Origin of the sequence: Klenkia marina (assembly GCF_900101025.1) — a bacterium.
Lineage (GTDB): Bacteria > Actinomycetota > Actinomycetes > Mycobacteriales > Geodermatophilaceae > Klenkia > Klenkia marina.
Genome location: NZ_FMUH01000004.1, coordinates 193000 through 204629, shown reverse-complemented (window position 1 = coordinate 204629; position 11630 = coordinate 193000). Strand labels below are relative to the sequence as shown.

Annotated in this window: 14 protein-coding genes; 3 read left to right on the top strand and 11 right to left on the bottom strand. The window is 73.9% G+C overall.

The genetic code is table 11. The features are described from left to right. Window positions 1-26: 26 nt before the first annotated feature. Entirely contained in the window at window positions 27-350 is a 324-nt protein-coding gene (locus BLP29_RS13465) for a hypothetical protein (protein ID WP_092805278.1), read from the top strand. Here BLP29_RS13465 and murA read toward each other — a convergent pair. Then, window positions 340-1635 (bottom strand): UDP-N-acetylglucosamine 1-carboxyvinyltransferase, encoded by a 1296-nt coding sequence (gene murA, locus BLP29_RS13460; protein WP_243469949.1) that lies wholly within the window; start codon window positions 1633-1635, stop codon window positions 340-342. The genes BLP29_RS13465 and murA overlap by 11 nt on opposite strands. A 34-nt stretch (window positions 1636-1669) precedes the next feature. Here murA and BLP29_RS13455 point away from each other — a divergent pair, with 34 nt between their 5' ends. Then, complete coding sequence (locus BLP29_RS13455) at window positions 1670-2281, top strand: cob(I)yrinic acid a,c-diamide adenosyltransferase (RefSeq protein ID WP_092805274.1); 612 nt, start codon at window positions 1670-1672, stop codon at window positions 2279-2281. A gap of 16 nt (window positions 2282-2297) precedes the next feature. Here BLP29_RS13455 and BLP29_RS13450 read toward each other — a convergent pair whose 3' ends face one another. From BLP29_RS13450 to BLP29_RS13415, 8 genes are all read right to left on the bottom strand, one after another. Next, window positions 2298-2702, bottom strand: a complete 405-nt coding sequence (locus BLP29_RS13450; protein WP_092805272.1) for a DUF2550 domain-containing protein — start codon at window positions 2700-2702, stop codon at window positions 2298-2300. A 33-nt stretch (window positions 2703-2735) separates the two neighbouring features. Further along, a complete protein-coding gene (locus BLP29_RS13445) occupies window positions 2736-3128 on the bottom strand; it encodes a F0F1 ATP synthase subunit epsilon (protein WP_092805270.1) in 393 nt (130 codons plus the stop codon). 105 nt (window positions 3129-3233) lie between these two features. Next, the gene (locus tag BLP29_RS13440; protein WP_092805268.1) at window positions 3234-3503 is read right to left on the bottom strand and encodes a hypothetical protein; all 270 of its coding nucleotides are present in this window, start codon (window positions 3501-3503) and stop codon (window positions 3234-3236) included. 161 nt (window positions 3504-3664) lie between these two features. Continuing rightward, window positions 3665-4642: an NAD-dependent epimerase/dehydratase family protein gene (locus BLP29_RS13435; RefSeq protein WP_092805266.1), complete on the bottom strand. Its 978-nt coding sequence runs from the start codon at window positions 4640-4642 to the stop codon at window positions 3665-3667. Further along, a complete protein-coding gene (locus BLP29_RS13430) occupies window positions 4639-5307 on the bottom strand; it encodes a class I SAM-dependent methyltransferase (RefSeq protein ID WP_092805264.1) in 669 nt (222 codons plus the stop codon). The genes BLP29_RS13435 and BLP29_RS13430 overlap by 4 nt, the downstream gene beginning before the upstream one ends. Further along, entirely contained in the window at window positions 5304-6140 is an 837-nt protein-coding gene (locus tag BLP29_RS13425; RefSeq protein WP_092805262.1) for a ChbG/HpnK family deacetylase, read from the bottom strand. Before BLP29_RS13425 ends, BLP29_RS13430 begins: the two co-directional genes overlap by 4 nt. Further along, complete coding sequence (locus BLP29_RS13420) at window positions 6137-6886, bottom strand: glycosyltransferase family 2 protein (protein ID WP_207798487.1); 750 nt, start codon at window positions 6884-6886, stop codon at window positions 6137-6139. Before BLP29_RS13420 ends, BLP29_RS13425 begins: the two co-directional genes overlap by 4 nt. Beyond that, window positions 6883-8136, bottom strand: a complete 1254-nt coding sequence (locus tag BLP29_RS13415) for a hypothetical protein (protein WP_092805260.1) — start codon at window positions 8134-8136, stop codon at window positions 6883-6885. The genes BLP29_RS13420 and BLP29_RS13415 overlap by 4 nt, the downstream gene beginning before the upstream one ends. A 127-nt stretch (window positions 8137-8263) precedes the next feature. Between BLP29_RS13415 and BLP29_RS13410 the strand changes: the two genes are divergently transcribed. Further along, window positions 8264-9103: a hypothetical protein gene (locus BLP29_RS13410; protein ID WP_133379163.1), complete on the top strand. Its 840-nt coding sequence runs from the start codon at window positions 8264-8266 to the stop codon at window positions 9101-9103. Between the two features lie 83 nt (window positions 9104-9186). On the opposite strand, the gene atpD is transcribed toward BLP29_RS13410, so the two are convergent. Both atpD and BLP29_RS13400 read right to left on the bottom strand, forming a co-directional pair. Beyond that, window positions 9187-10629 carry a F0F1 ATP synthase subunit beta gene (gene atpD, locus BLP29_RS13405; RefSeq protein WP_092805256.1) on the bottom strand — a complete coding sequence of 481 codons (1443 nt, stop codon included), beginning with the start codon at window positions 10627-10629 and terminating at the stop codon, window positions 9187-9189. A gap of 37 nt (window positions 10630-10666) precedes the next feature. Next, entirely contained in the window at window positions 10667-11629 is a 963-nt protein-coding gene (locus tag BLP29_RS13400) for a F0F1 ATP synthase subunit gamma (RefSeq protein ID WP_092805254.1), read from the bottom strand. Window position 11630 lies beyond the last annotated feature (1 nt).

Genomic DNA, 11630 nt, shown 5'->3' with positions numbered 1-11630 from the left:
AGTCCGCACATCCTGGAGGAGCGCCCGTGCCGATCGACGCAGGCAGCCTGCACTACGCCGTGGGCCCGGCGATCGCCATGGCGATGCTGGCGATCCTCGCCGTCTTCCTGCGCTGGGCGTTCGCGTCGTCCGCGCCGAAGGCGACCAAGCGCCCGTCCGCCGAGGACGGCCTGCTCACCCGGGTCGCCACCCTCACCCGCAAGGACTCCGCGCTCGCCCTGCGGGCGGTGCTCTCCGACGCCGGCATCCGCTCGACCGTGCGCTTCCCGGCCCCGCACCGCGCCGACGTGCTGGTCTTCCCCGAGGACGCCGACCGGGCCCGCAGCCTGGCCGGGACGTTCAGTCCCTGATGCCCTCGCGGGTGGTGCGCTCGACGGTGGCGCCCAGCCCCCGCAGCTGCTCCACGAAGTCGGGGTAGCCGCGGTCGACGTGGTGCACGTCGGCCACCTCGGTGACACCGTCCGAGCACAGCCCGGCCAGCACCAGACCGGCCCCGGCCCGGATGTCGGTGGCCAGCACCGGAGCGCTCGACAGGCGCTCGCGCCCGCGGACGACGGCGTGGTGCCCGTCGATGCGGACGTCGGCACCCAGCCGCACGAGCTCGTTGACGAACATGAACCGGCCCTCGAACACGTTCTCGGTGATGAGCGCCGTGCCGGTGGAGACCGCGGCCAGCGCCACGGCCATCGGCTGCAGGTCGGTCGGGAACCCCGGGAACGGCAGCGTGACGACGTCGACGCCGGTGGGCCGCTCGGCCATCGCGACCCGCAGCCCGCCCTCGACCTGCTCGACGGTGGCCCCCGCCGTGCGCAGCTTGTCCAGCGCGACCGACAGGTGCTCGGGGGCCGCCCGCTCGACGACCACGTCGCCGCGGGTCATGACGGCACCGATCGCCCAGGTGCCGGCGACGATGCGGTCGGGCACGGTGGTGTGGGTGACCGGGTGCAGCTCGGTGACGCCCTCGACGGTGATGGTCGAGGAGCCCGCCCCGCTGATCCGGGCGCCCATCTCCGACAGCATGGTGCAGATGTCCACGATCTCGGGCTCGCGGGCGGCGTTGTCGACCACCGTGGTGCCCTCGGCGAGCACGGCCGCCATGACGAGGTTCTCGGTGGCACCCACCGACGGGAAGTCCAGCCAGATCGAGGTGCCCACCAGCCGCGGGGCGGTGGCGATGAGGAAGCCGTGCTCGCTGTGCACGGTGGCACCCAGCCGCTCCAGCCCGGCCACGTGCATGTCCAGCCCGCGTGACCCGATGGCGTCGCCGCCGGGCAGCGCCACCTTGGCCTGCCCGCACCGGGCGACCAGCGGGCCGAGCACGCTGATCGAGGCACGCATGCGGCGCACCAGGTCGTAGTCGGTCTCGCTGGAGGGCATGTCGGGCACGTCGACGACGACCCGCCCGCCCCCGCCGCCGCGGCCGTCGGTGTACTTCTCGAACTCCACGCCGCAGCCCAGCCGGCGCAGCACCTCGCTCATGATCGCGACGTCGAGGATGTCGGGGACCTCCTCGATGGTGGTGCGCCCGCTGGCCAGCAGCGCGGCCGCCATCAGCTTGAGCGCGCTGTTCTTGGCGCCGGTCACGCGCACCCGGCCGCGCAGCGACGTCCCGCCGATCACCTCGAAGCAGTCCACCCGGCTGACGGTACTTCGGCCGTAGGGTGCGGGCATGACGGTCCGGCTGACGCGCATCTACACCAAGACCGGCGACGCCGGGCAGACCCACCTCGGCGACATGAGCCGGGTGGCCAAGACCGACGTGCGGCTGGCCGCCTACGCCGACGTCGACGAGACCAACTCCGTCATCGGGGTCGCGCTGGCCCTGGGCGCGCCCTCCCCCGAGCTGCTCGAGCTGCTGCGCAGCGTGCAGAACGACCTCTTCGACATCGGCGCCGACCTCTGCAACCCGATCACCGAGGAGCCCGAGTTCCCGCCGCTGCGGGTGACCGCCGCCTACACCGAGCGGCTCGAGGCGGCCTGCGACGAGCACAACGCCCAGCTGCCGAAGCTGACCTCCTTCATCCTGCCCGGCGGCACGCCCCTGGCGGCGTTGCTGCACCAGGCCCGCACGGTGGCGCGGCGGGCCGAGCGCAGCGTCTGGGCCCTGCTGGAGGCCGACGCCGAGCACACGAACGAGGAGACGGCCAAGTACCTCAACCGGCTCTCGGACCTGCTGTTCATCCTGTCCCGGGCGGCCAACCCCGGCGGCGACGTGCTCTGGGAGCCCGGCGCGCACAGCGGTGTCCACGCCCAGCGGGCCGCGCGGGACAGCTCCAGCTGAGCGTGCGGCCCCGCTGCTAGCGGCCCAGCGGCGGGGCCGACTCGATCCAGGAGAGGAAGCCGGTCACGGTCGAGGAGTCCATGGCCAGCTCCTGCGGGCCGGCCCCGGTGCGGCAGATCAGCACCTGGCTGTCGGCGGGCACCGCGCCGTCCTCGGGCGTGGGGCGCCGGCGGCCCTCGACGTGGAACTCGGCGCGGCACAGTCGCTGGGTCGGGCGCACCGACAACGACAGCGCGCGGTACCAGAGCAGCTCACCGCCGGCGTACCAGGCCACGCCCACCGACCAGCGCGGAGCGCCGACCGGCCGCAACCACATGGTGACCGCGCCGAGCCCGGAGAGCAGGAAGTGCCGGCGGAGCAGGAAGGTGGCGACGAGGGCGACGAGCAGGACCGCGACGACGACCAGGACGGCGGTGCTCAACGTCTCACCCCCGCCCTCGTGGCCCCGCCTGGCTCAGGCGGCCTGGCCGGCGGCGCGGAGCCGGGACTGGGCGCGACGGGCGGCGGCGAGCGCCTCCTCGTCGTCGTCGGCGGCGGACTCGGCGCGGCGCAGGGACTCCCGGGCGCGCTCGACGTCGATCTCGGTCGAGATCTCGGCGGTCTCGGCGAGGATCGACACGCCGCGTTCGGTCACCGAGAGGAAGCCACCGTGGGCAGCCACGACGAGGTCCTCGCCGTCGGCCACGCGGATGGTGACGACGCCACCGGGCGCCAGCTCGCCGAGCAGCGGGGCGTGGCCGGGCAGGACGCCGAGCTCACCCTCGGTGGTGCGGGCGATGACCATCGAGGCCTCACCGGACCAGATCTTGCGCTCCACGGCCACGAGCTCGACCTGCAGGGTCGCCACGACACTCCTCGGGGTCCACCGGCGGGCCGGTGCTCAGGTCACCTGACGGCGACGGGTCCGTCCCACAATAACCGCAGCTGGGACGCCACCCCCGCCGCGGGTCGCTCAGCCCCGGCGGTAGAGCAGGGTCCAGCGGCCCATCCGGACGAGCGGACGCCGGACGACCGAGCTCGGCGCCCACTCCTCCAGGTCGAAGCGCGGCACGTCGGCCGGCGGCGGCGGGGCGTAGGGCGGCCAGCACCAGTCGGACTCGTCACCGGTGCCCGTGAGCGGCAGCGGGCCCGACGGGTGGTCCGCGGTCGGCTCACCGGTCGGGGTCAGCAACGGTGCGGCGCCGAGCACCGGAGCGGGTCCGGTCTGCTGGCTGTCGTCCACGCTGCTTCTCCCTGCCGTGCCCGGTGGGTCGTCCGGGCTCTCGCGGTGATCTTCGGCCCCGGCCGACCTCGGGGTGAGGTCGGGCGCCCACGACCACCCGAAAGGGTGGGGTGGTGGGGGACGGCCGGTTCGCAGCGCCGCGGCCCCGACCGCCCGCGATGCTATCGGGGGCCCTCGGGACCCCGCAGCGCGGACACCGACGCACGTGAGCCGATCCACTCGACCGTGCCGGCCAGCCCCTCGGCCAGGGGCACCTGCGGGGTCCAGCCCAGCACCGCCCGCGCCCGCCGGGCATCCAGCGCCGAGCGCTGCAGCTCCCCCGCCCGCGCCGCCGCGGTGGCCGGGCGGTCGGGGGCGTCGCAGAGCCCGGCCAGCAGCGTGTGCAGCTCGCGCACGGAGGTCTCGACGCCGGTGCCGATGTTGAGCCGGCAGTCCTCGGCCAGCTCGCCGGACGCGGCCCGGAACGCGGCCGCGACGTCGCCGACGTGGACGAAGTCGCGGGTCTGGCTGCCGTCCCCGTAGATCGTGGTCGACCGGCCGGCCAGCAGGGCGTCGGCGAACAGCGAGATGACCCCGGCCTCGCCCGCCGGGTCCTGCCGGGGTCCGTAGACGTTGGCCAGGGCCAGCGCGGTCCAGCGCAGCCCGTGTAGCCGGCGGAACGTCTGCAGCCACAGCTCGGCCGCCGCCTTGCTGGCCGCGTACGGCGACTCGGGGGCGATCTCGGCGTCCTCGGCCACCGGAGGCGGGGTGGCGGCGCCGTAGATGGAGCCGCCCGAGGAGGCGAAGACCACCTTGCCGACCCCTGCCGCGACGGCTGCCTGCAGCACGGCCACGGTGCCCACGACGTTGCGGGTGGCGTCGGCGACCGGGTCGGCGACCGAGGCCCGGACGTCGATGGCCGCGGCCAGGTGGCACACGACGCCGGCGCCCACCGAGCGCAGCACGTCGACCAGACCGGGGGCGGCGACGTCGGCGACCACGAGGTCGACCTCGGGCACGCCGACCAGGTTGTCGGCGGACCCGGTGGACAGGTCGTCGACGGCCACGACCCGGTGCCCGGCCTCGGCCAGGGCGGTGCAGACGTGCGACCCGATGAACCCCGCGCCACCGGTGACCACGACTGCGGGCAGTCCGCTCACGACGCCGCCCGCCCGACCAGCAGGTGGTGCGGGTGTGCCCGCCCGCGGTCCAGCCGCCGGCTGCGCACGTCGACCAGACCGGCCGCGACCAGCCAGCGGGCGCGCTCGTCGGGGGGCACGAAGTCGAAGTCGCGCGAGCCCTCGGTGATCCCCAGCAGCCGCACGGACACCGTCTCCTGCAGCGCGTTGACCCGGGCCTTCCAGAGCGGGGTCACCGCCATGTCCTTGACCACCAGCACCCCGCCGGGCGCCAGCCGCGCCGCGCACTCCTCGAGCAGGGCACGCTGGCCCGCGGCGTCGAGCAGGTACAGCACGTCGACCAGCACGACGGCGTCCCACGGACCCGCGGGCACCGCACCGGAGGGCGCGACGGCGAACGAGCGCCGGTCCCCCGGCCGGGTGCTGGCCGCGGCGACGGCGACCTTGTCCGCGTCGATGTCGACCCCGTGGACGGCGAGGCCCGGCGACCGCTCGGCCAGGTAGGTGCTGAACAGGCCGTGCCCGCACCCGACCTCCAGCACCCGGCCGTGGGTGGGCAGGACGTCGACGAGCGGGGCGAAGGGGCAGGTCACCCAGCGGACGAGCAGGTGCGCGCGGTGGCCGACCGGAGCGTTGCGGTAGGCCGCGAAGGCACGGCGGGCCGCCCGGTCGGGCAGCCGGCTCACGCCGCCACCAGGTCGGCGAAGGTGCCCAGCCGGAAACCGTGGGCGATCACCAGCCGGCGCGTCACCGGGTCGGTCAGCATGGTCGTCTCGTCCGCCCATCGGTAGTCCCAGTCGAACCGGGCCAGGTCGGGGTCGCCGGCCTCCCCGGGGTGCGCGTTGACCTCGAGCGACCCGACGTCGGCCCGCGCGGCCCGGCGCAGGGCCACGTCGAGCCCGCGGGCGTCGAGCCGGCCGGCCTCGTCGAGACCGGCGTAGGCCTCCGTCGTGGCGACCCCGGCCGAGGCCAGCCGCTGCCGCAACCGGCCGGCCAGCACCCGCACGCCGGCGCCCAGCGGGCCCCGCCGGGCGCTGCCGGGCAGCCGCACCGCCCCGATGCCGGCCTCCCCGGCGAGGTCGACCACCACGTCGGCGACCGCCGGCCACAGGTGGGTGTGCTGGTGGGTGTCCAGGTGGGTCACCGGACGGCCGATGCCCCGCACCCGCTCGATCTGGGCCCGGAACTCGCGAGCCACGTCGGCCGGGTCGATCCGCCCGGCCACCCCGCGGGCCACCACGGTGCGGTAGGACAGCGGGAACCTGCCCGAGCGGTCGACGAGGGTGGGCACCTCGCGTGCGGTGAGCAGCGGCGGGTCCTCCCCCACGATGGCCAGGTGCGCGCCGAGCCCGAGCTCCTCGTTGTCCTGCAGCACCGCGGCGGCGTCGTCGAACGCCCGACCCACGGCCAGCACCGACGTCGAGGTGACCACACCGTCGGTGTGCGCCAGCGCCACGGCACGGCAGACCCCGGCGGTCAGGCCGAGGTCGTCGGCGTTGACCACGAGCAGCCGGGTCACCGCTTCCTCGGGGCCAGTTGGTCGAGGTCGCTGCGGAGCTCGCGCATCTCGGTGAGCATGCGGCGGATGACCGCCGGCGAGCTCAGCGTGGACACCCCGCGGGTGCGGGGGAAGTAGTCGACGCCGATCTGCACGATGTGGAAGCCCAGCCGCTGGGCACGGATGACCAGCTCGGCATCGATGAAGGAGCCCTCGCTGACCGGCCGGGCGGCCTCGAGCACGCTGCGGCGCACCAGCTTGAACGCGAAGTTGATGTCGCGCACCCGGGTGCCGAACAGCCGGGCGATGAGCCCGTTGTAGACGAAGGAGTAGACCGCGCGGCGCGGGCCCTCGCCCGTGCGGTCGAGGCGGTAGGCGGAGACCATGTCGGCCTCGTAGTGCCGCAGCACCCGCAGCGCGCGGCCGAGCTCGAGCATCTCGAAGGGCAGGTCGGCGTCGGTGTAGAGCACCACGTCCCCGCGGACGGAGGCGAACCCGGTCTTGATGGCCCCGCCGAGCCCCCGGTTCACCGGGTGGTGCACGACCCGGACGCGCGGGTCTGCCGCAGCGAGGTCGTCGGCGATCTGCGGGGTGCCGTCGGTGGAGGCGTCGTCGATGATGACGAGCTCGTACTCGGCGATCTCGTCCAGGCCCTGCAGGCGCTGGCACTCCTCCTCGGCCGCGCGCACGGCCCGCTCGACGTACTCCTCCTCGTTCCACATGGGGAAGAAGACCGACAGCAGCTGGACAGGCGGTGCGCCCTTCACGAGACCTCCACCCCGTGAACATAGGCCACGGTGGCGATCACCAGACCGACCCCGAGCACGGCCAGCACCGCCGGAGCCAGCCACCGCGGACGGCGATCCCCGGTGAGGACGACGGCGGCCGCGGCGAGCAGCGGGAAGGCGGCCAGCACGTAGCGGCCACCGCCCATGAAGTCCTTCGTGCCGATGATCGGGATGGCGATGGAGACCACCGCGAAGGCGGTGTAGCCCCAGCCGAACCGCTTCCAGCAGGTGCGCACGAGCAGCACCGCCAGCCCGCACATGAGGGCCTGCGGCACGATCAGCACCAGGACGTCCCAGTCCAGGGACAGCACGCTGCCCACGAACGGTCCCTTGAACCAGGTGAAGGGCCCGCTCCCCTGGTTCCAGCCCGGGGCCCCCTGCACGGTGGCGAAGGCCAGCGGGTCGCCGAAGCGCTCGCCGAGGTAGACCATCCAGCCGACCAGACCGGCGACCGAGACCAGCAGGCTCACCTCGCGCCAGCCCACGTCGCGCAGCGCGGCCACCAGCGCGCGCAGCGGGACGGGCCGGCCCGGCGACCCGGCACCGGCCCGGTCGGGATCGGGGTCGGGGTCGGGGTCGTGCTGTGCCGTGCGGCGCTGGGCCAGCAGCTCCAGCGCGCGCACGGCCAGACCTGCGGTGACCGCGATGCCGATGGGGCGGCCCGCGGTGGCCAGGATGCCCACCAGCCCGGCCAGCACGTACTGCCGACGCTCCAGCAGGGCGAACGCCCCCAGCGCGGTCAGCAGGAACAGCGCGTCGCTGTAGCCGCTGCCGTAGAGGAAGAAGCTGTACGGGTAGAGCAGGAGCAGCCCGACCGCGACGACGGCCGTGCGGGGGGCGACCCGGGTGCGGATCCAGGACGCGAAGAGCACGGTGACCGCGCCGGCGAACACCAGGGTCAGCACGCCCGCCGCCGTGGAGAAGTCACCACCCATCAGCTCGCCCAGCAGGTGGACCGTGACGGGGTAGGCCGGGAAGAACGCGATCGGGGACTGCACACCCGGGGTGTAGGAGTACCCCTGCGACGCGATCGAGAAGTACCACCCCGAGTCGCCCTGGAACAGGGCGTCCAACCACCACGGCCCGTCGAGGCCGAGCTCCGGGCGGCCCGGGTAGGCCAGCGAGGCCACCACGCCCACGACGACCGCCAGCAGCAGGAAGGCGGCCAGCGCGAAGGCCGGCAGCCTCCGGACGACGAGGCCCTCGGCGCGGGCGGGTGCATCGATCACGGCAGGCACCCTAGGGGGCCGACCTGGCAGATCGGTGAACAGGCGCGTGTCGGTAGGGTCCCCGGGGCCCACGGGACGGACGTGACGTGCGTCGCCCCGCTCGCCGACCCCGGAGGTGCCCGTGCTGGTGTCCGCCCTCGCCCTCGTCGCCGCCGCGCTGTGCTCGGGGGCCGCGGCGGTGCTGCAGGCCTCGGCGGTCGGTCGGTCCTCGGCCGAGCGCGTCGCCGGCTTCCTGGGTGGCCTGGCCCGGGACCCGCGCTACCTGGTCGGCACCGCGCTCGTCGGGGTGTCGTTCCTGGCGTCCCTGGTCGCCGTCCGCGCGCTGCCGCTGTTCCTGGTGCAGGCCGGTCGCGCCAGCAGCCTGGGCGTGACCGCCGTGCTGGCCGCGGTGCTGCTCGGCTCGCGGTTGCGCGCCCGCGAGGTGGTCGCCCTGGTGGCGCTCGCCGGCGGCCTGGTGGGCGTCGCGGTGGCCGCGCAGCCGTCGGTGGCCGAGCAGGTGCCCACGTGGGTGTCCTGGTGCGCGCTGGCCGCGGCGGGCCTCAGCGCCGTCGCGGTGGCCGTGGGGACCCGCCTCGGGGCATCCGGCGCCGCGCTGGGCGTGCTGGCCGGGGTCGCGTTCGGGGTGCTGTCGCTGGCCGCCCGCGTGCTGGCGCCGGTGACCGTGCCCGGCGTCCTGGGCGACCCGGCCGCGTGGGCCGTGGGGGTGGCCGGCCTCACCGGGCTGGTGGCGGGCGCACTGGCCCTGCAGCGGGGCGCGGTCGTCGTGGTCACGGCGACGATGGTCGCCTCGGAGTCGGTGCTCGGCGCGGGGCTGGGCCTGGCGGTCGGCGACCAGACGGTGCCCGGCCTCGGGTGGCTGGCCGTGCTCGGCTTCGTCGTCACCGTCGGCGCCGCGATCTGCCTGGCCCGGTTCGGGGTGCCCACCGTCCCGGCCGACGAGCTGCTCGACGAGCACCACCGGCAGTAGGCACCCCGGCGCGCTGCCCGCACACGCCGGCGGCCGGCCACCCCGGGAGGGGTGACCGGCCGCCGGTCAGGTCGTGCTGCGGGTCAGCGCTTGAGCTTGGCCGCGTTCGCCTCGAGGTCCTCGAGGCCACCGCACATGAAGAAGGCCTGCTCGGGGACGTGGTCGTACTCGCCCTCGGTCAGCGCCTTGAACGCCTGCAGGGTCTCCGACAGCGGCACGAACGAGCCGGGCTGACCGGTGAAGGCCTCGGCCACGAACATGTTCTGGGACAGGAAGCGCTCGATGCGACGGGCCCGGTTCACGGTGACCTTGTCCTCCTCCCCGAGCTCGTCGATGCCGAGGATCGCGATGATGTCCTGCAGCTCCTGGTAGCGCTGCAGGATCCGCTTGACCTCCGACGCGATGTCGTAGTGCTCCTGGCCGACGTACTGGGCGTCGAGGATCCGGCTGGTGGAGTCCAGCGGGTCCACGGCCGGGTAGATGCCCTTCTCCGAGATCGGGCGCGACAGGTTGGTCGTCGCGTCGAGGTGGGCGAAGGTGGTGTGCGGTGCCGGGTCGGTGATGTCGTCGGCGGGCACGTAGATCGCCTGCAGCGAGGTGATCGACCGGCCACGGGTCGAGGTGATCCGCTCCTGCAGCTCGCCCATCTCGTCGGCGAGGGTCGGCTGGTACCCCACGGCGGAGGGCATGCGGCCCAGCAGCGTGGAGACCTCGGACCCGGCCTGCGTGAACCGGAAGATGTTGTCGATGAAGAGCAGGACGTCCTGGTCCTTCTCGTCGCGGAAGTACTCCGCCATCGTCAAGGCCGACAGCGCGACGCGCAGGCGGGTGCCCGGCGGCTCGTCCATCTGGCCGAAGACCAGCGCGGTCGAGTTGATGACGCCGGACTCGGTCATCTCGGTGATGAGGTCGTTGCCCTCGCGGGTGCGCTCGCCGACACCGGCGAACACCGACACGCCACCGAACTCCTGGGCGACGCGACGGATCATCTCCTGGATGAGGACCGTCTTGCCGACACCGGCACCGCCGAACAGACCGATCTTCCCGCCCTTGATGTAGGGCGTGAGCAGGTCGATGACCTTGATGCCGGTCTCCAGCATCTCGGTGCGACCCTCGAGCTGGTCGAACTTGGGGGCCTTGCGGTGGATGGTCCAGCGCTGGCCGCCGTCGCCGAAGCCGGGGTCGTCCAGGCACTCGCCGAGGGCGTTGAAGACGTGGCCGGTCACCTGGTCGCCCACGGGGACGGAGATGGCCGATCCGGTGTCGCGCACCTCGGCGCCACGGACCAGGCCGTCGGTGGGCGCCATCGAGATGGTGCGGACCACGTTGTCGCCCAGGTGCTGGGCGACCTCGAGGGTCAGCGTCTTGCCCAGGTCGGCGAGGGTGACGTCGACCTTGAGGGCGTTGAACAGCTCGGGCATCGAGTCACGGGGGAACTCGACGTCGACGACCGGGCCGGTGACCCGGACGACGCGGCCGGAGCCGGTGGTCTCGCTCGTGCTCGGACGGTCCTCGGTGAGGGTCATCGCTGGTTCTCCTGGCTGGTGTGGGACGCGTTCATGGTCAGATGTCCGAGCCGCTGGACACGAGGGCGGCGGCGCCGCCGACGATCTCGCTGATCTCCTGCGTGATGCCGGCCTGGCGGGCGGCGTTGGCCTGCCGGGACAGGTTCTTCGCCAGCTCCTCGGCGTTGTCCGAGGCCGACTTCATGGCCCGGCGGCGCGAAGCCGACTCCGACGCCGCCGACTCGAGCATGGCCGCGTAGATGCGGGTGCTGATGTACTTCGGCAGCAGGGCGTCGAGCAGGGCCTCGGCGGAGGGCTCGAACTCGTACGAGGTCGGCACGTCCGTGGACTTCTTGCCCGCGGCCGCATCCTCGCGCTCGTGCTCGAACTCCTCCACCTCCTCGACCTCCAGCGGCGCCATCCGCTTGGCGACCGGGACCTGCGAGAGCAGGGACCGGAACTCGGTGTAGACGATGTGCAGCTCGTCGACGCCCTCGATGCCGTCGGCGTTGCCCTGGTCGTCGTCCTCACCGGCGGTGAAGGCCTCGATCAGGGTGCTGCCGACGGCCTGCGCGTCGGAGTAGTTCGGCTGCTCCGAGAAGCCGGTCCAGGTCTGCTCGACCGGACGGTCGCGGAAGCGGTAGTACGTCTCGCCCTTGCGGCCGACGACGTACACGACCGGGTCCTTGCCCTCGCTGCGGAGCAGGCCGAGGAGCTCCTCGGTGCGCCGCAGCACGTTGACGTTGTAGGAGCCCGCGAAGCCGCGGTCGGAGGTGATGACGAGGACCCCCACCCGACCCGGCTTCTCCCGCTCGGTGAGCAGCGGGTGGTCCAGGCTCGCCGAGGACGCCAGCGCCGAGAGCACCTTGGTGATCTCCCGGGCGTAGGGCTTGGACGCCTCGACCCGGTTCTGCGCACGCACGATGCGGGCACCGGCGATCAGCTCCTGGGCCGAGAAGATCTTCTTCGTCGACCGCGTGGAGCGGATGCGGCGCCGCAGCGCGCGGAGGGAGGCAGCCACG